Annotated in this window: 27 protein-coding genes; 13 read left to right on the top strand and 14 right to left on the bottom strand. The window is 42.1% G+C overall.

Features of this window, described 5'->3' with window-relative positions:
- Positions 1-18: 18 nt before the first annotated feature.
- Positions 19-1,296: an O-acetylhomoserine aminocarboxypropyltransferase/cysteine synthase family protein gene (locus ACZ43I_RS00710; protein WP_344703781.1), complete on the top strand. Its 1,278-nt coding sequence runs from the start codon at positions 19-21 to the stop codon at positions 1,294-1,296.
- Positions 1,297-2,214, top strand: coding sequence for a homoserine O-succinyltransferase (locus ACZ43I_RS00705; RefSeq protein WP_344703783.1), 918 nt, complete (start codon positions 1,297-1,299; stop codon positions 2,212-2,214).
- Positions 2,215-2,271: 57 nt separating this feature from the next.
- On the opposite strand, the gene ACZ43I_RS00700 is transcribed toward ACZ43I_RS00705, so the two are convergent.
- A complete protein-coding gene (locus ACZ43I_RS00700; protein WP_344703785.1) occupies positions 2,272-2,565 on the bottom strand; it encodes a chorismate mutase in 294 nt (97 codons plus the stop codon).
- Positions 2,566-2,584: 19 nt separating this feature from the next.
- Positions 2,585-3,622: a 3-deoxy-7-phosphoheptulonate synthase gene (gene aroF, locus ACZ43I_RS00695; protein ID WP_344703787.1), complete on the bottom strand. Its 1,038-nt coding sequence runs from the start codon at positions 3,620-3,622 to the stop codon at positions 2,585-2,587.
- A gap of 408 nt (positions 3,623-4,030) precedes the next feature.
- On the opposite strand from aroF, the gene ACZ43I_RS00690 reads away from it, so the two are divergent.
- The 7 genes from ACZ43I_RS00690 to ACZ43I_RS00660 all read left to right on the top strand — a co-directional run bounded on the left by ACZ43I_RS00690 (position 4,031) and on the right by ACZ43I_RS00660 (position 10,971).
- On the top strand, positions 4,031-4,873 hold the full coding sequence (locus ACZ43I_RS00690) for a prephenate dehydrogenase (RefSeq protein WP_344703789.1): 843 nt from the start codon (positions 4,031-4,033) through the stop codon (positions 4,871-4,873).
- 237 nt (positions 4,874-5,110) lie between these two features.
- Positions 5,111-6,106, top strand: a complete 996-nt coding sequence (gene argF / locus ACZ43I_RS00685; protein ID WP_344703850.1) for an ornithine carbamoyltransferase — start codon at positions 5,111-5,113, stop codon at positions 6,104-6,106.
- A gap of 201 nt (positions 6,107-6,307) precedes the next feature.
- Positions 6,308-6,535 (top strand): metal-sensing transcriptional repressor, encoded by a 228-nt coding sequence (locus tag ACZ43I_RS00680; RefSeq protein ID WP_464761751.1) that lies wholly within the window; start codon positions 6,308-6,310, stop codon positions 6,533-6,535.
- A gap of 127 nt (positions 6,536-6,662) precedes the next feature.
- Positions 6,663-7,760: a DsrE/DsrF/DrsH-like family protein gene (locus ACZ43I_RS00675; protein ID WP_344703791.1), complete on the top strand. Its 1,098-nt coding sequence runs from the start codon at positions 6,663-6,665 to the stop codon at positions 7,758-7,760.
- Between the two features lie 51 nt (positions 7,761-7,811).
- Complete coding sequence (locus tag ACZ43I_RS00670) at positions 7,812-9,173, top strand: MBL fold metallo-hydrolase (RefSeq protein WP_344703793.1); 1,362 nt, start codon at positions 7,812-7,814, stop codon at positions 9,171-9,173.
- Positions 9,173-9,952 (top strand): sulfite exporter TauE/SafE family protein, encoded by a 780-nt coding sequence (locus ACZ43I_RS00665; RefSeq protein ID WP_344703853.1) that lies wholly within the window; start codon positions 9,173-9,175, stop codon positions 9,950-9,952. The genes ACZ43I_RS00670 and ACZ43I_RS00665 overlap by 1 nt, the downstream gene beginning before the upstream one ends.
- Positions 9,953-10,212: 260 nt before the next feature.
- Positions 10,213-10,971, top strand: coding sequence for an arylamine N-acetyltransferase family protein (locus ACZ43I_RS00660; protein WP_464761648.1), 759 nt, complete (start codon positions 10,213-10,215; stop codon positions 10,969-10,971).
- A gap of 168 nt (positions 10,972-11,139) precedes the next feature.
- On the opposite strand, the gene ACZ43I_RS00655 is transcribed toward ACZ43I_RS00660, so the two are convergent.
- The 4 genes from ACZ43I_RS00655 to ACZ43I_RS00640 form a co-directional block, all read right to left on the bottom strand.
- A complete protein-coding gene (locus ACZ43I_RS00655) occupies positions 11,140-11,685 on the bottom strand; it encodes a redoxin domain-containing protein (protein ID WP_344703797.1) in 546 nt (181 codons plus the stop codon).
- Positions 11,672-12,301 (bottom strand): hypothetical protein, encoded by a 630-nt coding sequence (locus ACZ43I_RS00650; protein ID WP_344703799.1) that lies wholly within the window; start codon positions 12,299-12,301, stop codon positions 11,672-11,674. The genes ACZ43I_RS00655 and ACZ43I_RS00650 overlap by 14 nt, the downstream gene beginning before the upstream one ends.
- Before the next feature lie 80 nt (positions 12,302-12,381).
- Complete coding sequence (locus ACZ43I_RS00645) at positions 12,382-13,206, bottom strand: SDR family NAD(P)-dependent oxidoreductase (RefSeq protein ID WP_344703801.1); 825 nt, start codon at positions 13,204-13,206, stop codon at positions 12,382-12,384.
- Between the two features lie 26 nt (positions 13,207-13,232).
- Entirely contained in the window at positions 13,233-13,985 is a 753-nt protein-coding gene (locus tag ACZ43I_RS00640) for a hypothetical protein (protein ID WP_344703803.1), read from the bottom strand.
- A 368-nt stretch (positions 13,986-14,353) separates the two neighbouring features.
- Between ACZ43I_RS00640 and ACZ43I_RS00635 the strand changes: the two genes are divergently transcribed.
- Entirely contained in the window at positions 14,354-15,481 is a 1,128-nt protein-coding gene (locus ACZ43I_RS00635) for a trans-sulfuration enzyme family protein (RefSeq protein ID WP_344703805.1), read from the top strand.
- 110 nt (positions 15,482-15,591) lie between these two features.
- On the opposite strand, the gene proC is transcribed toward ACZ43I_RS00635, so the two are convergent.
- The 8 genes from proC to ACZ43I_RS00595 form a co-directional block, all read right to left on the bottom strand.
- Complete coding sequence (gene proC, locus ACZ43I_RS00630; RefSeq protein ID WP_344703807.1) at positions 15,592-16,380, bottom strand: pyrroline-5-carboxylate reductase; 789 nt, start codon at positions 16,378-16,380, stop codon at positions 15,592-15,594.
- A gap of 148 nt (positions 16,381-16,528) precedes the next feature.
- Entirely contained in the window at positions 16,529-18,037 is a 1,509-nt protein-coding gene (mqo, locus tag ACZ43I_RS00625; RefSeq protein WP_344703809.1) for a malate dehydrogenase (quinone), read from the bottom strand.
- A 438-nt stretch (positions 18,038-18,475) separates the two neighbouring features.
- The gene (locus tag ACZ43I_RS00620) at positions 18,476-18,805 is read right to left on the bottom strand and encodes a hypothetical protein (protein ID WP_344703811.1); all 330 of its coding nucleotides are present in this window, start codon (positions 18,803-18,805) and stop codon (positions 18,476-18,478) included.
- A 68-nt stretch (positions 18,806-18,873) separates the two neighbouring features.
- Complete coding sequence (locus tag ACZ43I_RS00615) at positions 18,874-19,539, bottom strand: HAD family hydrolase (RefSeq protein WP_344703813.1); 666 nt, start codon at positions 19,537-19,539, stop codon at positions 18,874-18,876.
- A gap of 164 nt (positions 19,540-19,703) precedes the next feature.
- Entirely contained in the window at positions 19,704-20,546 is an 843-nt protein-coding gene (locus ACZ43I_RS00610; RefSeq protein WP_344703815.1) for a MetQ/NlpA family ABC transporter substrate-binding protein, read from the bottom strand.
- A gap of 24 nt (positions 20,547-20,570) precedes the next feature.
- Positions 20,571-21,254 carry a methionine ABC transporter permease gene (locus ACZ43I_RS00605; RefSeq protein WP_344703817.1) on the bottom strand — a complete coding sequence of 228 codons (684 nt, stop codon included), beginning with the start codon at positions 21,252-21,254 and terminating at the stop codon, positions 20,571-20,573.
- Complete coding sequence (locus tag ACZ43I_RS00600) at positions 21,247-21,984, bottom strand: methionine ABC transporter ATP-binding protein (protein WP_344703818.1); 738 nt, start codon at positions 21,982-21,984, stop codon at positions 21,247-21,249. Before ACZ43I_RS00600 ends, ACZ43I_RS00605 begins: the two co-directional genes overlap by 8 nt.
- Positions 21,985-22,077: 93 nt before the next feature.
- Positions 22,078-22,650, bottom strand: a complete 573-nt coding sequence (locus tag ACZ43I_RS00595; RefSeq protein WP_344703820.1) for a thymidine kinase — start codon at positions 22,648-22,650, stop codon at positions 22,078-22,080.
- Between the two features lie 244 nt (positions 22,651-22,894).
- Here ACZ43I_RS00595 and ACZ43I_RS00590 point away from each other — a divergent pair, with 244 nt between their 5' ends.
- The 3 genes from ACZ43I_RS00590 to dhaK all read left to right on the top strand — a co-directional run bounded on the left by ACZ43I_RS00590 (position 22,895) and on the right by dhaK (position 26,642).
- Entirely contained in the window at positions 22,895-24,085 is a 1,191-nt protein-coding gene (locus ACZ43I_RS00590) for a YeeE/YedE family protein (protein WP_425568409.1), read from the top strand.
- Between the two features lie 126 nt (positions 24,086-24,211).
- The gene (locus tag ACZ43I_RS00585; RefSeq protein WP_344703824.1) at positions 24,212-25,639 is read left to right on the top strand and encodes an aldehyde dehydrogenase family protein; all 1,428 of its coding nucleotides are present in this window, start codon (positions 24,212-24,214) and stop codon (positions 25,637-25,639) included.
- Positions 25,640-25,676: 37 nt separating this feature from the next.
- Positions 25,677-26,642, top strand: coding sequence for a dihydroxyacetone kinase subunit DhaK (gene dhaK, locus ACZ43I_RS00580; protein WP_344703826.1), 966 nt, complete (start codon positions 25,677-25,679; stop codon positions 26,640-26,642).
- The last annotated feature ends 4 nt before the right edge of the window (positions 26,643-26,646 follow it).

Raw genomic sequence — 26,646 nt, 5'->3', positions numbered from 1 at the left:
TTATCTGGAGGTATGGAAATGTCGGAACACTATCGTTTTGAAACAAAGCAATTGCATGCAGGCCAAGAAGTCGATACGGACACCAAATCACGCGCGCTCCCAATCTATCAAACCACTTCTTATGTATTCGATGATACTAAGCACGCGGCCGATCTATTCGGTCTTCAGGATGCCGGCAACATATATACGCGCATCATGAACCCTACGACTGCAGCCCTTGAAACACGGGTTTCCGATCTTGAAGGCGGGGTTGCAGGCTTGGCTGTCGCGTCAGGCATGGCTGCCATCACCTATGCCATCCAAGGTGTTGCTGGTAACGGAGACCATATCATTTCAACGACTAGCCTATATGGAGGCACACACACCCTATTCAGCCATACCTTCACGAAATTCGGCATCGAGACAAGTTTTGTCGACACAAAGAATCTTGACAATGTTTCACGTGAAATTAAAGATAATACAAAAGCGATATTCATTGAAACAATCGGCAATCCTGAGGGCAATATAGAGGATATTGAAGCATTGGCTCAGATTGCTTCAACTCATGGCCTCCCTCTCATCGTCGATAATACATTTGCCACACCTTACCTTTGCCGTCCACTTGAGCACGGAGCCAATGTTGTTGTCCATTCTGCAACTAAATTCCTCGGCGGACATGGCACCTCTATAGGCGGGGTGATTGTGGACGGCGGGAATTTCAATTGGAACAACGGCAAATTCCCGGGGCTTACTGAACCTGACGACTCATACCACGGGCTTGTTTTTACCGAAGCATTCGGCCCGGCCGCTTACGTGTTCAAACTTCGAACTACGTTATTACGTGATACAGGCGCTGCGATATCCCCCTTCAATGCATTTCTACTGATACAGGGCATCGAAACATTATCCTTGAGGATGGAGAGACATGTTGAAAATGCAGTAGTGGTAGCAGAATACCTCGAAGCTCATGAAAAAGTACAATGGGTGGACTATGCGGGGCTTAAATCCAGTAAATATAACGCTCTGCAGAAAAAATATCTTCCAAAGGGCGCCTCCGCCATATTCACTTTCGGTGTGACGGGAGGGTATGAAGCTGGAAAACGTTTCATTGAATCTTTGGAGCTCTTCTCCTTACTCGCTAACGTCGGCGATGCAAAATCTCTGGTGATCCATCCCGCTTCAACGACACACTCGCAACTCGACGAATCTGAACAGTTGAAAGGCGGCGTCAGACCTGAAGCCATCCGAGTATCTATAGGGTTGGAACACATCGATGATATCATCGGTGACCTCGAAAAAGCTCTGGATGCGATTTAAATGCCTATAAAAATAATCGAAGGTCTACCTGTCAGGGAACACTTGCACAATGAAAATGTCTATACTATAGAAGAGCATCGTGCACATACTCAAGATATTCGCCCACTACGCATTCTCATTCTGAATCTGATGCCTAAAAAAGAAGAGACGGAGTTACAGCTTCTCCGTCTCTTAGGCAATACGCCACTGCAGATCGATGTGGATTTCATGCATATGAACAGCCATATCAGTAAGAACACACACACCAGCCACCTTCAAAAGTATTATCACACATTCAGGGAAATAACTGACAGGCGGTATGACGGTATGATTGTGACCGGCGCGCCAGTCGAAAAACTAGATTTTCACGAAGTGGATTATATAGACGAACTGCGCGATATGATGAAGTGGTCCGAAACTCATGTATTTTCAAGATTCTTCATCTGTTGGGGAGCTCAATTCGCATTGAACCATTATTTTGGCATTCAGAAGTTTTTGCTTTCAGACAAACTGTTCGGTGTATTCGACTATGATAACCTCAAACCTGGTCACCCCTTACTGAGAGGGTTTGATGATGTCTACCGGGTCCCTCAATCCAGGCATGCTCAAATAGATTATAAAGCGGTTCAGCATACAAAGGGGCTTGAGATATTGACTAGTAACGACCGCTTTGGCCCAGACATAATGAGTACTGGTGATCAGCGTGACCTCTTCGTCCTCGGTCACCTGGAATATGGGCGAAACACTTTAGGGGAGGAGTATGAAAGAGATTTGCGCACGGGCGGAAAAATTCTGCCACCCTGCAATTATTTCATCCAGGATGACCCTACTTCCAGACCTCTGTTCTCCTGGAAGAGCCACGCCCATCTCCTTTTCAGTAATTGGATCAATGAAACATATCAAAATACTTATTACGACCTCACACACCTTGAGGAATAATAACGGAAAAGCCTCTGAAACTGGATCCAGTTTCAGAGGCTTTATACGTAACGGTTTTTATATTTCATGGGAGATCTTGCTTGTTTCAAAATTTTCCTGCTGTTTTTTTCTGGAGAGCGCCATGAGATGTTTGAAAAATGAGCTGGCGTATTCTTTCAAGGCATCATCCTGAAGTTTATTTACATTCCTGCATATCACTTCTTCTTCCCGTGTGCCATCAAACACTGGTATGCCTTGTGCAATTTTATATTCTGCTATTTCCTCAGCAATTTCCATGCGTGCTTCAAACAGAGCGATCATCTCTGTATCTATCTCATCAATTTTCCCTCTCAACTTTCCATGGGTGTTCATGGCGTTCCCCTCCTTTATCCTATTGTTGGATAACTTGTTGATTATTGGCGGTTTTCTTTTCGATGTCGAGTAACATGTTTATCGATTGCATCAAGTCACCGAGTTCATCAGGCGTCAAACACTGCTGGCCATCACTCCACGCATTCTCAGGTTCTTCATGAACTTCTATCTGCAACCCGTTGGCACCTGCCATGACAGCTGCCTTCGCCATTGAAGGGATGACATGTCTGACTCCCGCTGCATGACTCGGGTCAACAATGATTGGTAGATGGGATTCTTTCTGCATGACTGGCACTGCCTGAATATCCAAAGTATTTCGTGTGGCCGTTTCAAAAGTTCTTATACCACGCTCACAGAAAATGACGTTATCATTGCCCCCAGCCATGACGTATTCTGCAGACATCAACCACTCCTTCATCGTTGCTGACATCCCTCTCTTCAGCAATATAGGTTTATCGGTCTCACCTACTGCTTTGAGAAGATCGAAATTCTGCATATTCCGCGCACCTATCTGGATGACGTCCACTGTATCTACGAATTCATCGATGTATTCTGTAGACATGAGTTCAGATACGATTGGCAAGCCAGTTTCTTTCTTTACAACATCGAGGATCCTCAATCCTTCGAGACCAAGCCCCTGGAATGCATATGGGGAGGTTCTTGGCTTGAACGCTCCGCCTCGGAATGTGTTTGCACCCGTTGCTTTAAGCTTTTGGGCGAGTGCCACCATATCATCTTCATGTTCAACGGAGCATGGGCCGGCACAGACCATGAAATTCTCTGCACCTACCTTCACACCATCTATATCAATGACACTGTCATCTTCGTGAAACAATCTATTGGCTTTTTTGTATGGAGCTTGTATACGATGGACACCATCCACAATCCTATATTTCGCGAAATCATTTTCTGTAACATTAGATGTATCTCCTATCAGTCCGATAACAGTCCGGTTTCTCCCGTCAGATCGATTCACCCCGAATCCTGCACCTTCTATATTACGTATAAGTTCCTGTATTTCACTTTCTTCTGCACCTTGTCCAACATGAATGATCATATTGAAAACCTCCCATTAGATAAAATTTTGATAAAAAAACCGCCACCTATTTATATAAATAAGTGGCGATTCAAGTTGAATAAGATTATATTGCCGAATTCTAGCCACTTATTTTATATAAATGGCTAGACATCTCAAAATACTTTAGCCATCATTGATACAAACAGAATATGTTTTACGTTTGTACGCAATGATGAGTACAAACGGCATCAAAAATAGCTAAAATAAAATCGATTATGTTGTTGGTGTTTTATGTGTCCCATTATAATCGTCTCTTTTGAGATGTGTTGAGAGCAATTATAACCACCCATCATTTATTTGTCAATACAGAATTGTCAGAATTATATGGATTGATTTAGATTTTTTTTATGCTTATACTACTTTAAGACATTAAAATGGAGGTATTCAATGAAAATAGTCATCGTCGGCCTTGGTAACATCGGAGGGTCATTCGCACTCAACCTAGCTAAACATTTACCTGAACATGAGGTGTTCGGCATTGATGTCGATAAGGAGGCACTCCTTTATGCAGAACAGCAGAATATAATTTCTAAAGGCTATCAGAACCCTGAAAATATTATTCCAGCAGCCGATATCATCATATTCTCAGTCTACCCTGGAATTCTAAAATCGCTGATCGAGAAATACACTCCTTACATGAAAGAGAATACCATCATTACCGATGTAACAGGCGTCAAAAGGGCATTGATCAACCAAATCGAACCACTTTTGCCGGCCACAGTGGATTTCATCTTCGGTCATCCCATGGCTGGCCGTGAGAATCGGGGCCTGCATTTTTCAAGTGCTGAAGTTTTTGAAGGTGCAAACTACCTCCTAACCCCTACAGAACGGAATGACAGCAGGAACATCAACACCATTAAAGAACTGGTTCAACAGATGGGATTTAAGGAAGTTTCCTTGATTACGCCTGAATTCCATGACGAAGTCATCGGCTTCACAAGTCAACTTGCACACGTCATAGCACTCTCGCTCATCAACAGCGACGACCCAAAAAGAGAAACTAAAAGATATACAGGTGACAGCTACCGGGACTTGACACGCATCACCAATATCAATGAAGCGCTTTGGCCTGAACTTTTTGTGATGAATAAAGATTACCTGAGGGAGCATATAGGACGCTTTAAAGATCAGCTAAACCACCTATCAGAGGCCATTGAGAATGAGGATTTCAATGCAATGAAAGAAATGATGATTGAAGCACGAAACAGGTATCATGATCTGCACAACTAAATCACATCACTGAATAAAAATATTGAGTGCCATGCATTGTATGCATGGTTTTTTCATTAGTCACTCCAAGCAGGCGTATGGAACAACATAAATATATTTCATCACCAAACAGTCCATAAACTAATTATTATACAATATATTAAATATTTATTTGATTAATCGGCATTTTTATGTATAATTACTTTAATAACTTTAATTAGGGGATGATTATTTGGGACGGCAAAACAATTAGAACTCATACAGTTCCACAATAGAAATTTTTTAAAGGAGCACGACTTCTCAAGGGAACAACTGGAATTACTCATCGACTTCGCTGAACATTTGAAGCTTAAAGAAAAGCACGGTATTCCACAACGCTTCATGAGTGGCAAACACCTCGCAATGATTTTCGAAAAGCAGTCGACGCGTACACGCTCAGCTTTCACAGTAGCTGCCGGTAAACTTGGTGCGCAAGTAGAGTACTTAAATAAGGATGATATTCAGCTTGGGGCTAAAGAATCTGTAGAAGACACTGCAAAAGTACTGGGTTCGATGTTTGACGGCATAGTGTATCGAGGATTTGATCAGGCAACGGTCGAATCACTTGGAGAACATGCAGGAGTGCCTATATGGAATGCACTCACCGATGAATGGCACCCTACGCAGATGCTTGCCGATTTTCTGACCATCAAAGAGCATCTAGGGGACTTTCATGGGAAGACCGTAACTTTTGTCGGAGACGGCCGAAACAACATCTCACATTCCCTTCTTATTACAGGCGCGATACTCGGGGTAAATATCAATATAGTAGCGCCGAAAGCACTGCAGCCGAGCACCAGTATTCAGAAACTAGCCAATGGAATCAAGGAAGACTCTGGAAGCAGCACATTGGTCACTGAAAATATTGAAGAGGGTGTATATGGCAGTGATGTCATCTATACAGATGTCTGGTGTTCCATGGGGGAAGAAGATGCTCTTGAGGAACGACACGCCCTTCTCCGCCCTTATCAGGTAAATCAGTCATTGATGGATATGACAGGTAAAGCTCACACCATATTTCTTCATTGCCTCCCTGCCATACACGATACAAAAACGGAAATGGGTCGCACCGTTTTCAACAAATTCGGGATGGATGGTTTTGAAGTTACTGATGAAGTTTTCAGGAGCCCTTATTCAAAAGTATTTCAGCAGGCAGAGAATCGGATGCACACGATTAAAGCACTGCTTGCAGCGACATGCGGCGACGTATACTGAAGAAGCGGTTATTTCACCGCTTCTTTACTTTGTCCAATTTTCCTACTTGATGAGTACACCTGACCTGGCGAACAGACCCCCTTTTATACCTATAGGGGTATTTGACAAATTAAATTACAACTTCTATAATATATATAACTAATTTAAGAAGGTGATGGTTTGACTTCAATCCAAGAGAAGACAGTTTACGATAAAGCTGTCATGAATCGCATAAATCGTTTACAGGGCCAGATTAACGGTGCCTTAAAGATGATGGAAGAAGGCAAAGACTGTAAGGATGTAGTCACACAATTGAGTGCCGCAAAAAGCGCTTTAAACCGTACTATGAATGTCATTGTCAGTGATAATCTCGTTCAATGCGTAAAAGAAACGATGAATGATCCAGATGAAAATACAGATGATCTTGTGAAGGAAGCAGTAGAGCTCTGAATAAGAGCAGATGATTTCATCTGTTTTTATTTTTTTACAGTATACCCCATTGGGTATTTGACAAGTTTTATTGTGCCTGCTATTATACCCTTATAGGTATTTAAAAATGAAAGGACGATTAACAATTATGAGCGACACAGTTACAAAGCATCACATTAATGATGCAGATCAATTAGTTGAAAAAAACGAATATCTACTCGATGTAAGGGAGCCTTTCGAGTATGAGATGGGACATATCGCCAACGCTGATAATATCTCAGTAAATGAATTGGAGTCGCGCTTAGACGAACTTCCTAAAAATCAGAGAATCCACGTATATTGCCAAAGAGGCAAACGCGGTGCTGATGCAACAGATATCTTGAAGCGCAACGGTTTTGATGCGATAAACCTTGAAGAAGGTTATAGCCAGTACAACGGAAAGTATGATAGCGCTGATGAAACGACTGCTGGGAATCAGTCTTTAGAGAAGAATCTCGCCATCGATCCTGATAGGGTCAAAATAGAAGCAAGTGGTCTACAATGTCCAGGTCCCCTTCTTAAGGTAAATGAAGTTATGGATGGATTAAAAGATGGTCAACAGATGGAAATGACCGTGACCGATTTTGGTTTCTGTACCGACGTTGAAGCCTGGGCCCGTAAAAAGGGACACTTTATTCTTAAAAATGAAAAGGTCGGCGATAAGGTGGTAGTGGTACTTCAAAAGAATGACTCTGAAGGGAAAACTGCATCTGAAGGCCATCAGATGGTTGAAACCAAAGATGGGGCCACTATGGTCGTATTCAGTGGAGACCTGGATAAAGCATTGGCATCTTTCATCATCGCCACAGGTGCTAAAAGCATGGGTAAAGATGTTACGATGTTCTTCACTTTCTGGGGACTAAATGTCATCAAGGACCCGAATGCCCCAAGAAAGAAAAAGACAGGGCTCGATAAAGCCTTCAGCATGATGATGCCGAAATCAGCCTCTAAACTTCCAATATCCAACATGAATCTATTTGGACTCGGTTCCAAAATGATCCAGCACGTCATGAAGAAGAAACGTGTGGATGCACTCACGGAAATGATAGACAAAGCGGATAAACTCGGCGTCAAAATGGTAGCATGTACAATGAGTATGGATATAATGGCAGTAGAAGAAGACGAACTGCTTCCTAATGTTAATTTCGGTGGAGTAGGTACCTATCTTGGCGATGCCGAGAATGGGAACTTGAACCTGTTCATCTAATTAGGAGTATACGATGCATTTAAAATCAATCAATTCAAGGAGTGTATATTAATGTTCTTTAAACAATTCTTCGACAAGAAACTTGCACAGACATCCTATATGGTAGCTTGCCAGAAAACAAAAGAAGCTATGATCATCGATCCAAAACGCGTTGTTGATGAATATGAAGAAGTTGCAAACGCAGAGGGATTCAACATTACACATGTAGCTGAAACCCATATCCATGCTGACTTTGCTTCTGGTCTACGTGACGCTGCGAAAAAATTCAATGCCACTGCATATGTATCTGACGAAGGCGGTGAAGATTGGAAGTACGAGGATATGCCTACCGATACTGTATATGTAAAAGATGGGGATATCATCAATGTAGGTAATGTAGAACTGAAAGTAATGCATACCCCTGGGCATACACCAGAAAGTATTTCATTTGTACTGACGGACCGTGGTGCCGGCAGTGAAGAACCAATGGGCATATTTACTGGCGACTTCCTATTCGTTGGTGACATCGGTCGTCCTGACCTACTGGAAGAAGCAGCAGACATGGAAGGCACTACTGAAGAGGGTGCCAACGCAATGTTCGATTCCCTTAAGAAAATGAATGACTTCCCAGATTTCATGCAAGTATGGCCTGGACATGGTGCAGGCAGTGCATGTGGTAAATCATTGGGCGCAGTTCCTTTGTCCACCCTCGGATATGAGCGGAAGAATAACTGGGTGTTTGACTATAAGGACAAAGACGATTTCATCAAAGAATTGACGAGTGACCAGCCCGAACCACCTAGCTATTTTGGGCAGATGAAGAAAGTCAATAAAGAAGGACTTCCAGAGTTTAAAGTGAAAGATGTAGAGATAGACACACCTGATGAATTACCTGGCCAAGTGTTTGACCTAAGAAGTAAGGAAGCATTTAAAAAAGGCTTTAAAAAAGGTGCTATAAATATTCCCTACAACGATAAATTCCTACAGTTCGCAGGGTGGTATATCGATTTTGATCAGCCAATGACCGTTATCGCGAATCCTGAAGACAGCAAGACATTACAGGAAGATCTAGCAGCCATTGGTTTTGATGATTTGAAACTGATTGTGCCTGAAGATAAAGCCGATAAATATTTCGATGACTCCTATGATAATATATCTCCTGAAGAGTTTGTCGAAAACTACAAGGATAAAAACATCCTCGATGTCCGTTCGACTTCAGAATTTGAAGGAGGCCATCTGGAGAATGCACACCATGTTCACTTTGGCCACCTCGATGAAAAAGAAGTGCCGTTCGACACTGACGAGGCAATCTATGTGCATTGCCAATCAGGTGTACGTTCAGCAATCGCTATGAGCGCGTTGAAAGCACGCGGTTTTGAAAACGTCGTCAATATTGAAAAAGGCTATGGCGGCATCAAAGAAGCGATGAAGTGATGGATATATCTTTCATTATCGTGATATTTCTGATCGGTTTCGTCGGTTCCTTCATATCAGGTATGGTTGGAATCGGAGGATCCATCATCAAATATCCTATGCTGCTGTATATCCCCCCTTTGCTGGGGGTGGCAACCTTCACTTCCCATGAAGTTGCAGGGATAAGTGCCGTTCAGGTATTCTTTGCAACAATAGCGGGAGTGTGGGCTTATAAAAGCAGTGGCTACCTCAACATGAGGTTAATCGCATATATGGGGGGCGCAATCCTGATTGGTAGCCTGATAGGTGGATATGGTTCTGAGTTCCTTACAGAAACCCAGATTGATATCGTCTACGCTATCTTAGCGACTATAGCCGTCGTCATGATGTTCCTTCCAAAGAAAGAGATTCCTTTTAGTCCAGGAGATGATCTTCAGTTTAATGGTCCACTGGCCGCTGGCCTGGCTTTGATTACCGGTGCAGCGGCTGGCATTGTAGGTGCAGCTGGAGCATTTATACTAGTACCTATAATGTTGGTTGTCCTTAAAATACCCACACGGGTCACTATAGCCACCAGTCTTGCAGTGACATTCATCTCCTCGATTGGTGCTACCATAGGTAAAGTCGTTACCGACCAGGTGCTTTACGGTCCTGCAGTCATAATGATTGTTGCAAGTCTTCTTGCAGCACCGCTAGGGGCAAAAGCCGGACAGAATATGAATACAAAAGTCCTACAATGGATTCTGGCCCTGATCATTCTCGGTACAGCAATCAAGATTTGGACAGAAGTGGTTATGTAAAAGGTCTGCCTAATTAGGCAGACCTTTTACTTTTTCTCATTTTCAGTAGTGTTATATCGTCGTTATATCAGCATTCAAGCAGTTATACGTTCTATTGGTGCCTGGATAGTTCAGGACCCAATGTAATTAATGACAAGCAAGCTGCTTGTTGAATAATATATTTGGCGTTATATTGTGGACAGATAAGTGCAATAAGAGACGTCTGTTGTATGAATCATCCTGAATTACGATCAGGACGAATATGAAGGAGGACCTTGAAATTGGATATCACCCGGTATTTGCAACGCATCGGCTTAAAGGAGATAGAGGATGCAAATTATGATACTCTCCTGCAACTGCAATTACAGCACATGCTGCATGTTCCTTTTGAGAACTTAAATGTCATGTATAATATCCCAATCCCGCTGGATGTGGAGAATTATTATAAAAAGATTGTATTGGAACAGCGTGGTGGCTTTTGTTATGAGTTGAATGGTCTATTTAACTCTTTGTTGAAGAATCTTGATTTTAATACTTACTTCATATCAGCTACTGTTAAACGTCCCGATGGAACGTGGGCAAAACCAGGACTTCATGCTTCTCTGATTGTCGAGCTTGATCAACCCTATCTGGTCGATGTTGGTTTTGGTGATTCTACCAGAATGCCATTGCCTTTAACAGGTGAAATCAGGGAAGATGTAAGCGGGGTCTATCGTGTAGCCAAAGTGAAAGAGAAGATCTTTGACTTGCAGAGAAAAGAAAGTGATCATAGATGGAGAACGTTATTCCGCGCTGACATCACACCGCGAGAATTGACTGATTTTAAAGAAGCATGTCATTTTAACCAAAACTCACCAGAATCTCATTTTACACAAAAAGAAATTGTATCTTTAGCTACTTTGAATGGGCGTATCACACTTTCAGGAGATACTTTAATTACCACCGAAGAAGGAGAAGTACAAAAGATTGCTGTTGATGAGGACGATCAATCGTCCATACTTGATGAATGTTTTGGCATCAAATTAGAGCAACTGCTTTAATTCAGGTATAATGTTCTTTAAAGATAAGACGAACGGCCTGGAAATCTTGAGTTAAGATTTCCAGGCCGTTTTTAGTTGAATCCGAATCAGACATTTTCATCAATTTTATGCAATTTCAATACTGATGAAAAATTTATATATTATCTCAGATAAAAATATGGTAGCTGATTATTTAATTCGTTTAAACGTTTCTGAGATAGATGTTTCTGTCATAGGTCCCGTGTACTTAGATACTATGATTCCTTCCGAATCTATGAAATACGACGTCGGAATCGACACAACCTGATAAGTGGTGCTCACCATCCCATCTTCATCAATTGGTACAGGAAAGTTTAATCCATATTCTTTATAAAACTTCTCCATATCTTGATCACTACTTTCCTGATGCATCATGTTCACAGCTACGATTTCAACTTCATCCTTGTTCTTCTCATAGAAATTCCTCATATGAGGCATTTCCGCTTTACAAGGTGGGCACCAGGAAGCCCAAAAATTAAGCATTACAGGCTTATCTATCGCACCAAGCGAAATCGTCTCGCCATCGTAACCCTGCAATGTGAAATCAGGGGCTTCAGACCCTATATCAAGCCCTGCTTCAGGGTTGGATTCCAACGACTGGTTTACCTGTGCATCTTCTGCAACAGTTTGATAGATGGTGAAAAAGAGCGCACTCAAGATTATTATACCGATGAAATAATGTCTATATTTCTTCATCTTCTCCTCCTCTATTTACAGTCACAGAAAGATAGATGATGCTTAAGACGATGAGCCATTGCAGTAGGCTTAGATTGAATATTTCGGCACCGTTATAGATAAAGAAACGCACGATCAGCTGCAGTACGAGTAACGTTACAGCGGTACCCAATATAACTCTTATGCGCTTCCATTTGAAGTATATGAAGATAAGCGCAGCAAGTGACAGCACGGTCAGGAAGATGTAATGCCATTGGCCGAAAGCCCTTAGTTCAAGAAGGCCATAGAAGGTGTAGAAAGCAACGATGAATATAGCGTACGCTTCTGCGTGAAACAGTGTTTTCATCCTATAGAACATATATATGAAAGCAACCACCATAGCTATAAGGAGACCGATAGGACCGCCATCAAAATAAAAGACACCTAGCGGATTATTGAGAAATTCACTCCAACTGAATAATATGTATGTTCCTTTGTGGATTAAAAAGACCATTATAAGCGCGTTTGTCCATTCATTAAACAGTTCTTTCTTATACTCAGCTTCCCAAAGCATCAGATAGCTGACCAACAAGCTCAATAGAAGTACAATATATATCCCCGGTATTGATATAGTTCCAATATTAAATGATTCGATCATGCCATCAACCCAATTCTTTATGATTTATCAAGACGATTTCAATCATCCCACGAAATAACCGGTGAATAAAGTATATTGCTTCATTTCAATTTCTTGACCCCAAATCCCACCATATTATCGTAAATATTTGTAGAGAGCAGTTTGCTGGCTAAATTAAGGGCAAGTGATCCTCGTGTTGTCCTATAAACAGACTTAACGCGATTGTTTAATAAAGCATCATACATTATATCCCGCGTTTTCGTCATCTCAGGCGCACGGTTGAAAGCCCTCATCATAAATGCCTTCATGTTCTCCATCTGTTCACTATAGTCGGCCCCTCCATCTTCCATATAATTCTGGTTAAAGGCAGTTTCTCCAAACGATGTTTTCACAACTCCAGGTTCTACCATCACAACCTCAACACCCAAATTTTTCACTTCCTGTCTAAGCGCAGTGCCTATTGCTTTGATACTATGCTTCGTCGCAGCGTAGTATCCCATGCCAGCACTCGAAACATGCGCTGCAGACGAACTGGTTATGACGATTCTGCCTTCTCTGCGCCGACGCATCGAAGGTAAGACTGCTCGAATGGTTTCTACAGCACCAAACACATTCACTTCAAACTGTCTCCTCATTTCACTCCCAGGCACAGCCTCTATCGGCCCATAGACGCCGTATCCAGCATTTACTAGAACTGCATCCACGATACCAATCTTCTTTTCTATCATCTGATGGGTCTCTTTAATTTCTTCAGCATTGACGACGTCCATAGGAAAGGCAATCGCGCCTTCTTTGACAAGAATGTCCAGTAGATGAATACGGCGGGCGCTTACACAGATTATATGCTCCGTCTCTTTTAATAGCTTCAAGGCAGTTGCCATTCCAAAACCACTTGAAGCGCCTGTAATCCAAATTATCTTCTTCACAGCCTGCCTCCTAACCCTATTCAACTTTATTTCCCTTTGAACATATTAAATAATTTATTCAAATACCCACCTTTTTCTTCTCTCTGTTCAACTTCAGAGCGGTCTTCTGCTGCTTCTTCCTGTACTTCATAGTTGCTGTACTGGTTCATATCTATGTTCGAAGAAGCATCGGAAGCTGGCGCTTGAGTATCATTGCCAACTGCTACAGGCGTATCAGAAGATTCCTCTTCCGTTTTTTCAAATTTCTCATCCACTTCAACATCCTCATAATTTTGGTGCTCCTCAATTGCTGTAGCAGCACCTTGACTTTCGTATGCACTATTTTCATCATTATAGTTCAATGAAAGCGTTTGTGCTTGTGTGCCGTACTCATCTAACCGCTCTACCAATCTATGTACATTGTTTTTAAGTTCCCTGTTTTCCTGCTGCATGGTTTCCAACTTTTCCATGACAATTCCCAGCATATGATTGATGTCATTATTAGTGACGTTCGCAGGCATGTTGTTCTCTTTTTCATTGACGATATCCGATACTTGGGAAATTATTTCATCAGCAGCTGTTTCAAGTGTATATCCTGGTTTTTTAGCTGTTTTAATGAACTCTTGCAGGACAGCAATATCATTCTGCGAAAATAATCTTCTATTATGCTCGTCTTTGGCAACTTCATAGTTCCTGTCTTCCAGTAATCTTACATACTTACGGACGTTCTGATCCGAAAGTTCAACTTTATCCTTAACTTGTGCAGTCGTATAAAATATCGCCTGGTTTAATTCTTTCATGATATCTTCTCCTTAACATAATGTCATTATAGCTGAAAAAAGTAATTTTCTTTTCTTATGTAAATAACAATAGCACATTTCATCGTATCGTTGCAATAACGATGGTGCTACATACGTTATATTTTATTTAAATACCCTTTATAATTGAGTTTATAAGACATTATAATATCGTTATAACTAAATGATTTCATCGTTTTTAATAACGCTATATGATCATTGCCACTTGAACATTTTTAATATCATTCAATTCAGATTTTTCTTTTAGTAATACATTAATTCCGTTTATAATGGATATATGTTCGATGATTTTAATTTTTAATCGAGAAAGTGCATTAGAATTAAAAATATTATTTATAAAGGAGTTCTACATGGGTTACAAAAAAGAAACTGAAATGATCGTAGATAATAAACGAGGATTGGATTACAGCACCGCAAACCAACCTTTGTATTATTCAACTGCCTTTCTCAGACCTGACCTCAACGCAGAGGAAGGCTACCTTTATGTACGGCATGGCAATCCCAATAGGGATAAGCTCGAAGAAAAACTTGCCAGCCTGGAAAATGGGAGACACGCCTATGCATTCAACTCTGGGATGTCAGCAATAAGTGCCGCTTTGATGACATTTTCACCGGGTGATCATATTATAATGCCTGCCGATATGTATGGTGGCACCTACCAGCTGGTGAAAACTATTTTAAAACGGTTTGGGCTGAGCTTCACTGAAGTAGATCAGACAAATATAGATAATGTAACTGATGCGGTCAATACAAACACTAAAGCAATTTATATTGAAACCCCGTCAAATCCGACGCTTAAAGTGACAAATATAAAAGCGATTACCCAATTCACTTCTGCCAATAATATTAAAACACTGGTCGATAACACTTTTATGACACCTTTGGGACAAAACCCTCTGGATTTGGGTGCTGATATAGTGATTCATAGTGCAACCAAGTTTTTAAGTGGGCATAGTGACTTGATTGCCGGAGCAGTCATTGTAAACGATGATGACATAAGTACCCTTCTTAAAGAACTTCAGGTCGTCATGGGACTTGCACTTGGCACGTACGATTGTTGGACATTGAACCAACACTTGAAAACATTGGGTATAAGATGGAAACAATCTATTAGCAACACTGAAAAGATCCACCAATTCCTTATCTCCCATGCAAAGGTTGAAAAGGTGTATTACCCAATAGACAGTTCGGTGCATATGAGTCAGGCCAACCATGCAGGGGCCGTAATCAGCTTTAAATTGAAGAACGAAGGTCAGGCACAAAAATTCGCAGATCACCTCAAAATTCCATTGATTTCGGTAAGTCTTGGGGGAGTAGAAACTATTTTGTCCCATCCTAAAACTTCTAGCCATAAAGATTTGTCCGAAGCAGAACAGAGAGAAAAGGAAATCACCGATGGCTTGTTCAGATTATCTGTAGGCATTGAAAATTCGGATGATCTGATATCTGACCTTCAAGCTGCTCTTGAAACAATCTAAAAATAGCTCTCCTTAACAATAAAAACACCTTTAGTGTTGAATTTCAAAATTCAGCCATAGAGGTGTTTTTGTGTGTGAGCATCCTTCACCATTTTTTCATCTATCGTATTCTATTTACTGTTGGCTTTATTTATTTCTTCCATTGATTGAATGATGCTGTTCCTGAAACCGAGACTCTCCAATTTCATGACACCCTGTATCGTTGAACCACCAGATGTCGTAATCTGATCTTTCAGCATACCCGGGTGCAATTCAGTATCTATCACCATCTTCCCTGCACCTCTGATCGCCTGCGCTGCAAGCCTATAGGCTTGGTTTCTCGGAAAACCAACACTCACTGCCTTATCGGCCATCGCTTCTATCATCATAAATACATAAGCCGGGGAAGAACCTGTCAGGGAAGGTGCGTACTTGATTAGTGACTCATCTACCCACTCCACCAGAGCTATCGTAGAGAACAACTCAGTAAGAATACTTCGTTCTTCCTCTGTAACATGCTTATTCCCTGTCATAATCATGACCCCTTCTTGTGACGACACAGCAATATTGGGCATGTTCCTGACGACTTTATAGCCTGGTAGTGTAGTTCCCAGTTCTTCTAAAGAAACATCAGCAGCAATTGATACGTATAATGCATCTGCTTTGGTATAGTGCTGAATTTGCTTAAAAGAATCCAGCACTTGGCTTGAGCTTACGCCGTTTATAATGATGTCGCATGCATGCAGTCTACTGTAATCAGTATCTATCTCAATCCCTTTTCCTTTATTGAACAGTTCAAGTTTTTTCAGGTTGCGACCGACCACAATAATGGAATCTTTCATCTCCGGGTAAATTAGTAACCCCCTTACTATGTGATCGACCATTTTTCCAGCTCCGATAAATCCAATTTTTTTATTCATATATACTCCTTTCAGCCTTTAAAAGGCTACAATTGTCAGTTCTATTAAGTTACGGCATTACAATATATCGCCATGCATTATAACGATATATCGCTATGCAATATAAATAGGCAGACCGCTAACATATCGGTCTGCCTATCGGACTCCATCAACTTAAGAGGGCTCCATCTTCTTGCGACTTAAGATTTAACCTCTCAGAGACTGCATCATGTATTTCTTTATATTTATCTGGGTGCTCAGTAAGTTTCATACCATAGGAAGGTATCATACTTTTGATCTTGTCTTCCCAATTGGGATATTCCTCGGGGAAACACCTTTTCATAATATCCAACATCACATCTACAGATACTGACGCGCCTGGGGATGCTCCAAGAAGGGCTGCGATGGAACCATCTTCAGCAGTTATGACTTCTGTACCGAATTGAAGTGTCCCCTTGCCACCTTTTTCTGTATCTTTTATAACTTGAACACGTTGTCCTGCCACTACGATATCCCAATCTTCGCTCTTGGCTGTAGGTATAAACTCCCTCAAATCCTTCATCCGTTCTTCACTTGACTGCAACACTTGTTCAACAAGGTATTTGGTCAAGCCCATCTCCTTCGCACCTGCCGACAGCATGGTCAGCACATTGTTGGGTTTGACAGAACTAATGAGGTCAAAATAAGAACCAGTTTTCAGGAATTTAGGCGAAAAACCTGCGAAAGGCCCGAACAATAATGACCTTTTGCCATGTATATGCCTCGTATCAAGATGTGGCACTGACATTGGTGGAGCACCGACTTTCGCTTTACCATATACTTTCGCTTCGTGCTTCTCCACAATCTCAGAATCTTGACATACCATGAAGATGCCACTCACCGGGAAGCCGCCTATGCTTTTCGACTCCGGGATGCCAGTCTTCTGAAGAAGTGGCAAGCTGCCTCCGCCTGCTCCAATAAAGACAAATTTTGATGTATGATATTCTACTTTATCAGTATCAAGGTTCTTTACTTTAACTTGCCACTCTCCGCCTTTTGTCCTGCGGATATCCATGACCTCATGTCTGGTATGCATAGATACATTTTTCTTTTCAAGATTTTCAAACAACTTTTTAGTCAAATTGCCAAAATTAACATCTGTACCTGATTTGATTCTTGTAGCCGCAACAGGTTTATCAAAATTACGGCCTTCCATCATCAATGGTAGCCACTCTTTCAGCGTTTCGCTGTCGTCAGCAATTTCCATGCCTTCAAAAAGTGGATTCTCAGAAAGCGCTTCGACCCGTTTTTTTAGAAATTCAACGTTTTTTTCACCTTCGACAAAACTGAGATGGGGCACCGGCATTATAAAATCTTGAGGACGCTCCATGTCTCCTTTTTCTACAAGATGAGCCCAGAACTGTTTGGAAATCTGAAACTGTTCGTTGATATGTACTGCCTTTGATATATCAAGAGATCCGTCCGCCTGCTCAGGAGTATAGTTGAGTTCACAAAGCGCTGAGTGTCCTGTGCCAGCATTATTCCAAGGATCGGAACTTTCTTGCGCAAGAGCATCTAGTTTTTCGAAAACCTTCATGTTCCATTCAGGATTCACTTCTTTCAGAAGTGTGCCCAAAGTCGCACTCATGATGCCGCCGCCAATCATAATGATGTCACTCTTGTTCATTACACTGTTCATAATATCTCTAAGCTCCTTATCAATATCAATAATATTGTTGTTGAAACGATAACATCATTTCAATCATCCATCTCCGGTGTTTAGGGTTGCCCACTTAAGCATAGATGATATACTAAAATGCAATTGTAAATTCACTATTCATCATATATTGATTATACTCCTTTTATAAGTCATATAAAAGGGGGCTTATATATGACATACAATTTATATTTATGACATACTTTTGGAGCTGTTATCATGACCTTTAAATTCATATATATTTTTCTGCCTCTTCTCCTTTTTGCTTTCCTCATTCTGATTACAGATATACAAAATGCTGCAGGGGGTATTTTCATTTACTTTCTTATCATGGCAGCACGTTTCGTTTATGACAAGATAAAGGAAAAGGATAAAAATAAGGGCACCTAGGAGGTCATTCTCCAAGGCGCCCTTATTTAGTCAGGATACTTTTTCGTTGACGTATTCTACAAATGCGTCTATGTCACCTTCTACGACATCTACCATGGCTATTTTGCCCATTCCTTCAGGGAACTCTATAATCAGAGTGTCGTTTTCAGAAGCAGCCCTTACGATATCATTATAGCTGAAGACCCTTCTATAGCTTTCTCCACCCATGTCCACATTCATGATCATCCGTTCGTTAGTCGTTATATAAGCACCTTTGAACTGGGTTTGTTCGCCCACTTTATAAATGAGCGTGCCCTCGATATGAGGTCCAAACTTCTCCGTAGGATACAATTCATCCTCGTTTATTTCTGTCAGTTTCATTGGTTTTCACTCCTTGAAAGAATATATGATAATATAGCCTCTTTTTTTCGGCATTCGAATAATTCAAGTCAATCTTGATGGATTTTCCAACCTTTACGCGTTGCTACTGCAAGTAATCTCGGGTCGGGCTTTACGGCTACTGGATTCCCCACCAATTCGAGCATCTGCAAGTCTGCATAACTATCGCTATATGCTTCGCTATTCTGCCAATCCACTTTTTTATCTGCGAAGTGTTTTTTGATGATATCAATTTTACGTTCAGCATAGACACGTTCAAACTTGGACTTCGAATCCAGATGTTCGCCACTATAATTAACTTGAGAGCCTATTACACAATCTATATCGAAATCCTTGAATACAGATTCCAGCAAAGGTTTGAAGGCTCCTGATATAAGCATGATATAATAATTATCCTGTTTCAGCTGCCGCATCTTGGCCAAAAGTGGCACTCTCAAATCTTCGATCATATCATTCGCCACATCTCTAAAGAAAGATTCAATCTCTTTTCTCGAATTCCTCTTAAAAGACCTCAGATAGTATTCCATGGCTTTATGCTGCATTGTATGTTTTTTGACGAGTTTCAGTTTATAGCCGATATATACAGGCGCGAATGCACTGATGAAACGCCTATGGTTTTTTTTGAATTGGGGATGATTTTTCAAGCGTTCCATAAGTATATTAAATGTTTCGTATGGATATAAAGTTCCATCAAAATCAAAAAGGGCAACTTTCATCTGAAATTTCCTTTCTTATGGAGTCATTACCTATAATGTATTTTAACATATGAGGCACTTTTCCTGTGCTCCTATGTTTCGTGTGAAACACTCATAATTCTCCATACTTTTAAGCTTATGATATATTATCTGACACATACTATGTTGACGAATGATCAATTCTACTATTCACCTGGTTCAAATGCCGGTTCCAAATGCCCTTCCTCACTCAAATCATCCAAAAAGTCATACACTTCCTGTGAGGTGAATGCTTCCTTCGCTGCCTGAATTGCTTCTGTATCCTTATTATCTTCCCTTGCTACAAACTGAATTGCAAACGTATCATTCTCATCTTCCTCAAGCAATATTGCATCTTCTGTAGTCAAATCGATACTCGCTATATAAGTTGGATAATTGAAGACCAATTCCACGCCATCTTCATATGCTCCTGTAAGATTGAGCAGATCTATATGGGTAAATTCTAGATTTTTTGGGTTCTCTTCAATATCATCGACAGTGGCGGTATGTTCTGCCCCATCTGCCAGGCCAATGATATCATGCTGATCGAGGATCATCAGGGCACGCGCTTCGTTCGTACCATCAGAAGGAATTGCAACTTCTGCACCTTCTTCAAGTTCATCAATGGAGTCATAGGTCGGTGAATAGAATCCTACAATGGCGTTATATATGGGTTGTAACGCCACTAGATCGCCACCCCTCTCCTCATTGAAATTTTCCATGAATGGCGTATGCTGGGCAAAATTGGCATCAACTTCTTCATTCAGGAGCGCCTCATTATATTGGATGTTATCAGACACCTCAACCAACTCTATTTTATATGGTTCTTCAATCGCTTCTCCAGCAATCTCGACTACATCCGTCATTGGAGGCAGGTGTGAGGCGACCTTCACTACCTTCTCTTCTTCCGATTTCCCACCGTCTGCCGAGTCTTCAGTACCGCTTCCCCCATCACTGCATCCAGCTAGAAGCAAAGCTAAGCTACCCAATAAAATACTTTTTTTAAACACGATATATCTCTCCTTTTATATGACTCATCTCTTATCCAATCTTTTTGCGGTATACATACCAAGCCATTGTACCATGATGACGAAAATAACTATGATTACTATGGACGTATACATAATATCGGTCTCATATCGCTGATACCCATATCTTATGGCAAAGTCACCAATACCGCCACCCCCTACGACTCCCATAATCGTGGAGTAGGAGATAAAGCTGACAAATGCCGTAGTAAAGCCGATTAGCAATGAACTCCTTGCCTCTACATAGAGGAATTTCCATACGAGCTGTAAAGTGGATGCACCCATCGATTCCGCTGTTTCCATAACACCTTTTGGCACATCATGCAGAGACTGTTCGACGAAACGTGCATATAATGCTATAGCAATCAGCATCATTGGAAATGATGCTGCAATCGGATCTCCAGTAGCTCTTCCGTATACTGCACGGATCAAAGGCTGCATGACAACTACGAGCAATAGGAAAGGAAATGAACGTATGATATTTATAAACACATTGGACAGTTGTTGTATGTACCTGTTCTCCAGTGGATTCCCTTTAGCCGAGAGAAATAGCAGCGTCCCAAGCGGTAAGCCCAATAGTATGGCTGCAGCCATGGCAAAACCCATCATGATGCCGGTTTCATACAGACTGACAGCTAGCTTTGGTGCATACTCAATAAGCCTCTCGATATATCGGTTGAATTCAGTCATCCCTCAACACTTCCAATATCCGTTCATGGTATGATTTGATGCTTCTTTCATGCGGTTTGTTCACTACTTCTACCGTATCGATTAGTTTTCCTTTTTCCAAGACTGCTGCCCTATGGCATAACGCTTTAATAACATGCAATTCATGAGTCACCACGATAATCGTCATATCATACTCCCTCTGGGCTTTTCTCAACACATCAACTATTTCATATGTAGTATTTTCATCCAGCGCAGAAGTAGGTTCATCACAGAGAAGTACTTTGGGGCGGGTGATCAGGGCACGAGCGATGCCAACACGTTGTTTCTCACCTCCTGAGAGCTCCGCTGGATAATTTTTACGTTTATCAGCCAAACCTACAAAATCAAGCACCTCTTCGAGCGATAGAGACTGCTCATAATTATGGAGCATCAAGGGCAACCGTACATTTTCTTCAACCGTCTTGTTGCCTAATAGATTGAAATGTTGAAAGATCATACCGATATCTTTTTGATGATCTCTCAGCGCCTTTCCTTTCAAGCGACCTACATCGACCCCTTCCATCTTGACTGACCCCTCGTCTGGTATTTCCAGGGCATTGATGAAGCGCATCAATGTCGACTTTCCAGCGCCACTCTCTCCGATTATGCCAAACACTTCGCGCGCTGCAATCTTCAAAGTCACGGCATCGACCGCCTTGAATGTACCCTCTCTCCCTGTAAAGGATTTTGAAACAGTTTCGATCTCGATCATTTCTCAAGCCTCCTGATTGATCCTCCTAAACATCGCCGATATAACGTTGTCTTCATGATCTAATGCGTCTATATCTCCGTCACAGAAAATATTTCAGACAAGCTCCAGTCTTTCCTTATAACATTTTCTGCAGACGGGCACATATTCTTCGTCACCGATTAAAATGCTCTCCCCTACATTTACGGGACGGTCATCCAACAGGCGCATGTTCAAAGTTGCCTTTTTATTACAGTATTGGCAAATCGTCTTCAACTCATCCACTGCATCCGACAGTTCCAACAGCGTACGGCTTCCTTCAAAGAGCTGATTGCGGAAATCAGTCTTAAGTCCAAAACAGATTACCGGTATGTCCAGGTAATCCGCGATATCACTGAGGCGCATGACATCATTCTTGGACAGGAATTGAGCTTCATCCACTACAATCGCGTGGACTTCTTCTTCCATATGGGTCTTATGCACTTCATCGTAGATATTATCAGTTATATACTCACACATCAGTTCCAATCCGATGCGCGACTTGATCATTTTATATCCGCTTCTCGTATCTACTCTTGATGAGTACGCCAAGCAACGTTTCCCCTGAGTTGTATATTGGTGATGAGTGGTGATGATCTGATTGCTCTTATTGCTTTGCATCGTGCCGTAACGATAATATAATTTTGCCACTGTGCACCCTCGACTTTCTTCCATTGATTTCCGTATACCCCGGCGCACATTATAATACCACATTTGTGTGTACTTCAATAACCTCTTTGTCATTGTAGGAATCATTATCTTGACTTATTTACTATGATATATTAAAGTGATTTAAATTCCTACTTAAATGATATGAAAAGAGGCGTATTTTATGAACACCATCGCTCATCCTGTAAATAAGATGAAAAGTTCTATAGCCACACAGTCATCCGCCATGAATCCAGTTCAAAAATCACTTGTTGGCGGAGGCATAGCAGCAAGTCTTCTGCTCTTCATATATCTCGCTGCTACACAATCGATGATGCAGCCGGTATTGCTGCTCATCGGATTAGCACTCGGTTTTACATTGTTCCACGCGCGTTTTGGGTTTACGTCTGCTTTCAGAAGAATGATGTCAGTCGGCAATGGCCAGGCCATGAGAGCCCATATGTTGATGCTAGCCGCTGCGGTTACACTGTTCGCCCCCATCCTGGCGTTCGGCATATCGTTCTTCGGCGCTGATATAGCAGGTTATGTTTCGCCGGTCGGAGTGAGCTTGATAGTCGGTTCCTTCCTGTTCGGCATCGGCATGCAGCTTGGTGGCGGGTGTGCCTCCGGGACACTCTATTCCATAGGTGGTGGCCGTACCGTAATGTTCATCACATTACTGTTCTTTATCGTTGGTGCTACAGTCGGTGCGTATCACCTGCCGTTTTGGACAGAGGAACTTCCAGCATTCGAACCCATTTCCCTCGCTACATCCACAGGCCTCGGATATGGCGGGTCATGGGCTCTTTCCATCGCCCTCTTTGGTTTGATCGCATGGATTACGTTGATTGTAGAAAAAAGGAAAAATGCACCTAAAATGGCTCCGTTGCCGACAGAGAGCGGATGGAAACGCATATTTAGAGGCTCATGGCCCCTGTTTACAGCAGCCATCATTCTCGCTGTATTGAATGCCTTGACCTTGATGACCCGCGGCACACCTTGGGGAATTACTTCTGCATTTGCATTATGGGGTTCAAAAGTTGCTGATTTCCTTGGGTTCGATGTAGCCCAGTGGGGATATTGGCAAGGTGCAAATGCGACTGCACTTGAATCTTCTATATTTGCAGACAGCACCACTATACTGAATTTTGGTGTGATTCTAGGTGCATTCATCGCTTCAGCCCTAGGTGGATTATTCAAATTCACCAAAATAACTCTAGGGAACTTCTCAGCATCAGTCATCGGTGGATTGTTGATGGGATATGGTGCCCGTCTTGCGTTTGGCTGTAATATCGGAGCGTACTTTGGAGGAATCGCCTCCTTCAGCATGCACGGATATATCTGGGGCATAATGGCGCTCGGCGGAACGTTTCTTGCTTTATACCTAAGGCCTCTATTTGGACTATCCGTCCCTAAATCCAATGATTCAGTATGTTAAATCAACAGCAAGGCATCGCTTAATGATGTCTTGCTGTTTTTATTTGATTTTTACTCACATAATGGAAATTGAACATCAAAAATAAGGGTAAAGAACAATATCACTTTACAGAAGGAGCATCCACTAATGAGAAACCAAATAAAGCAATTCATCAATGGAGAATGGGTCGATAGTGCCAGCGGAGAAACCCTGGACGTCATCAATCCAGCTACTGGAGAAGCTTTCGGAAAGATTGCGAAAGGAAACGAAGAAGATGTCAATCGTGCTGTTGAAGCAGCCTATGCTGTGTATCTGGAATTCCGGCACACTCCTGTTGAGGAACGGCGCGCCATGCTGGACCGCATCGTTGAGGAATATACGAAACGTAAAGATGAACTGATAGAAACGATGACGGATGAGTTGGGGGCACCACTCGGTTTATCAGAGAAGACCCACTACCAGGCCGGTTTAAACCATTTCACTGCAGCTCGTGATGCTCTTGATACATTCGAGTTTGAAGAACGCCGCGGGGACGACCTCATCATGAAGGAAGCTGTTGGAGTTTCCGGGCTCATTACACCATGGAACTTCCCGACCAATCAGACTTCATTGAAACTCGCTGCTGCTTTTGCTGCGGGAAGTCCAGTCGTATTGAAGCCGTCAGAAGAAACACCATTCGCCGCAATTATCCTGGCTGAAATATTTGAAGCGGCCGGCGTCCCAAAAGGCGTCTTCAACCTTGTAAATGGAGACGGTGAAGGTGTAGGCGAGCCACTCAGTTCGCATCCTAAAGTACGCATGATGTCATTCACAGGTTCCGGTCCGACTGGCGCCAAGATCATGAGGAACGCAAGTGAAGATTTCAAAAAAGTATCCCTTGAACTCGGCGGCAAGTCCCCACTCATCATTCTTGATGATGTCGACGTAGACGAAGCTGCTGAAGTCGCTGTCCAAAAAGTGGTCCGCAACTCCGGTCAAGTCTGTACAGCAGGTACCCGCACATTGATACCCACTTCCATGAAAACAGAGTTTTTGGAAGCTGCGAAGAAAAAAATGGAAGCAGTTAAAGTCGGAGAACCGCGCACAGAAGGCGTTGAAGTTGGACCATTGGTAAGCAGCAAACAATTTGATACGGTTCAATCCTATATTGAAAAAGGACGCGAGGAAGGTGCAACCCTTTATCATGGCGGTACTGGTCATCCAGATGGCCTGGACAAAGGGTTCTATGTCAAACCGACCATATTCTCTGATGTTCAAAATGACATGGTCATCGCCCAAGAAGAAATATTCGGGCCGGTCATGTCCGTAATCACCTATAATGACATCGACGAAGCACTTGAAATCGCAAACGATACAAAATATGGATTGGCTGGGTATGTATACGGCAATGATCAGGACACACTACAGTATGTGGCAAGGCGCATCGAAGCCGGCACAATTGAGATCAATGTGGCTAAAGGACGTACCGATCTGCCATTCGGCGGATATAAACAGTCAGGTCTCGGTCGGGAATGGGGAGACTACGGAATAGAAGAGTTCCTTGAAGTCAAATCGATCAAAGGGTACTTTAAATAGGATTAAAGCATATTGCTTAAAAGAAGGGGATATAATCATGAAAAAATTGATTAATGACAAGTCACATTTCCTGGCAGATATGATGGATGGCCTCAAATATCGTGATGAGAAGATAGAAGTCATCGAAGAGACCGTAGTCGTCAGGCGCAATAAGAAGACAAGCGGCGTCGCGCTCATCTCGGGTGGAGGAAGCGGCCACGAACCGGCTCATGCTGGATATGTTGCCGAGGGTATGCTCGATGCTGCAGTCTGTGGAGAAGTATTCACTTCCCCTACACCTGATAAGGTGCTGGCCGCAATAGAGGCTGCAGATAATGGCGACGGTGTACTACTCATCATCAAAAACTATGCGGGCGATGTCATGAATTTTGAAATAGCACAGGAAATGGCTGAAGCGAATGGACATGAGGTGAAAGCCGTAGTAGTGCGTGATGATATCGCAATTGAAAACGAGGAACAAAGAAGAGGGGTAGCCGGCACAGTACTTGTGCATAAATATGCAGGATTCCTGGCAAGTAGCGGCCATAGCCTGAATACCATTAAAGAAAAGGTGGAAGAGATGATGACTTCACTCCACTCCATAGGCATGGCGATCCATCCCTGCATGGTTCCGACTACTGGAGAGTATGGCTTCGATCTACAAGATGATGAAATGGAAATCGGTATCGGCATCCATGGGGAGAAAGGTATATATCGTGAAAAGGCAGAACCTGTCGATAAAATCATTGAAAGATTGTTGGATGAACTTTCTAAATACAATGAACATGACGATCTTGTCGTGATGGTCAATGGCATGGGCGGAACGCCCCAAAGCGAACTCTCCATTGTTGCAAAATATACTGTGGAAAGCTTCAAAAGAAGAAATATGAAAATGGCAAAGCTGCTTGTCGGGGATTATATGACCTCCCTTGATATGCAAGGGTTCTCTCTGACGATAGTCGATGCATCCGATGAGCTGATGAAAGCATTAGAAGCAGAAACAAATTCGGATTATTTCAATTAGGAGG

This window comes from Salinicoccus jeotgali (assembly GCF_055379195.1).
Note: the sequence above shows the minus strand (reverse complement) of the source record. Positions and strands in the feature narration are given on the sequence as shown.

Bases quoted from the DNA above. Each gene is read 5' to 3' on its own strand.
- ACZ43I_RS00690 (WP_344703789.1), top strand. From the start codon at position 4,031: ATGAAAATAGTCATCGTCGGCCTTGGTAACATCGGAGGGTCATTCGCA.
- proC (WP_344703807.1), bottom strand. From the start codon at position 16,380: ATGAATAAAAAAATTGGATTTATCGGAGCTGGAAAAATGGTCGATCAC.
- ACZ43I_RS00635 (WP_344703805.1), top strand. From the start codon at position 14,354: ATGGGTTACAAAAAAGAAACTGAAATGATCGTAGATAATAAACGAGGA.
- ACZ43I_RS00655 (WP_344703797.1), bottom strand. From the start codon at position 11,685: ATGAAGAAATATAGACATTATTTCATCGGTATAATAATCTTGAGTGCG.
- aroF (WP_344703787.1), bottom strand. From the start codon at position 3,622: ATGATCATTCATGTTGGACAAGGTGCAGAAGAAAGTGAAATACAGGAA.
- ACZ43I_RS00585 (WP_344703824.1), top strand. From the start codon at position 24,212: ATGAGAAACCAAATAAAGCAATTCATCAATGGAGAATGGGTCGATAGT.
- ACZ43I_RS00700 (WP_344703785.1), bottom strand. From the start codon at position 2,565: ATGAACACCCATGGAAAGTTGAGAGGGAAAATTGATGAGATAGATACA.
- ACZ43I_RS00670 (WP_344703793.1), top strand. From the start codon at position 7,812: ATGTTCTTTAAACAATTCTTCGACAAGAAACTTGCACAGACATCCTAT.
- ACZ43I_RS00665 (WP_344703853.1), top strand. From the start codon at position 9,173: ATGGATATATCTTTCATTATCGTGATATTTCTGATCGGTTTCGTCGGT.
- ACZ43I_RS00650 (WP_344703799.1), bottom strand. From the start codon at position 12,301: ATGATCGAATCATTTAATATTGGAACTATATCAATACCGGGGATATAT.
- ACZ43I_RS00680 (WP_464761751.1), top strand. From the start codon at position 6,308: ATGAATCGCATAAATCGTTTACAGGGCCAGATTAACGGTGCCTTAAAG.
- ACZ43I_RS00615 (WP_344703813.1), bottom strand. From the start codon at position 19,539: ATGAAAGTTGCCCTTTTTGATTTTGATGGAACTTTATATCCATACGAA.
- ACZ43I_RS00600 (WP_344703818.1), bottom strand. From the start codon at position 21,984: ATGATCGAGATCGAAACTGTTTCAAAATCCTTTACAGGGAGAGAGGGT.
- ACZ43I_RS00590 (WP_425568409.1), top strand. From the start codon at position 22,895: ATGAATCCAGTTCAAAAATCACTTGTTGGCGGAGGCATAGCAGCAAGT.
- ACZ43I_RS00640 (WP_344703803.1), bottom strand. From the start codon at position 13,985: ATGAAAGAATTAAACCAGGCGATATTTTATACGACTGCACAAGTTAAG.
- ACZ43I_RS00605 (WP_344703817.1), bottom strand. From the start codon at position 21,254: ATGACTGAATTCAACCGATATATCGAGAGGCTTATTGAGTATGCACCA.
- ACZ43I_RS00705 (WP_344703783.1), top strand. From the start codon at position 1,297: ATGCCTATAAAAATAATCGAAGGTCTACCTGTCAGGGAACACTTGCAC.
- mqo (WP_344703809.1), bottom strand. From the start codon at position 18,037: ATGAACAGTGTAATGAACAAGAGTGACATCATTATGATTGGCGGCGGC.
- ACZ43I_RS00710 (WP_344703781.1), top strand. From the start codon at position 19: ATGTCGGAACACTATCGTTTTGAAACAAAGCAATTGCATGCAGGCCAA.
- ACZ43I_RS00620 (WP_344703811.1), bottom strand. From the start codon at position 18,805: ATGAAACTGACAGAAATAAACGAGGATGAATTGTATCCTACGGAGAAG.
- ACZ43I_RS00675 (WP_344703791.1), top strand. From the start codon at position 6,663: ATGAGCGACACAGTTACAAAGCATCACATTAATGATGCAGATCAATTA.
- dhaK (WP_344703826.1), top strand. From the start codon at position 25,677: ATGAAAAAATTGATTAATGACAAGTCACATTTCCTGGCAGATATGATG.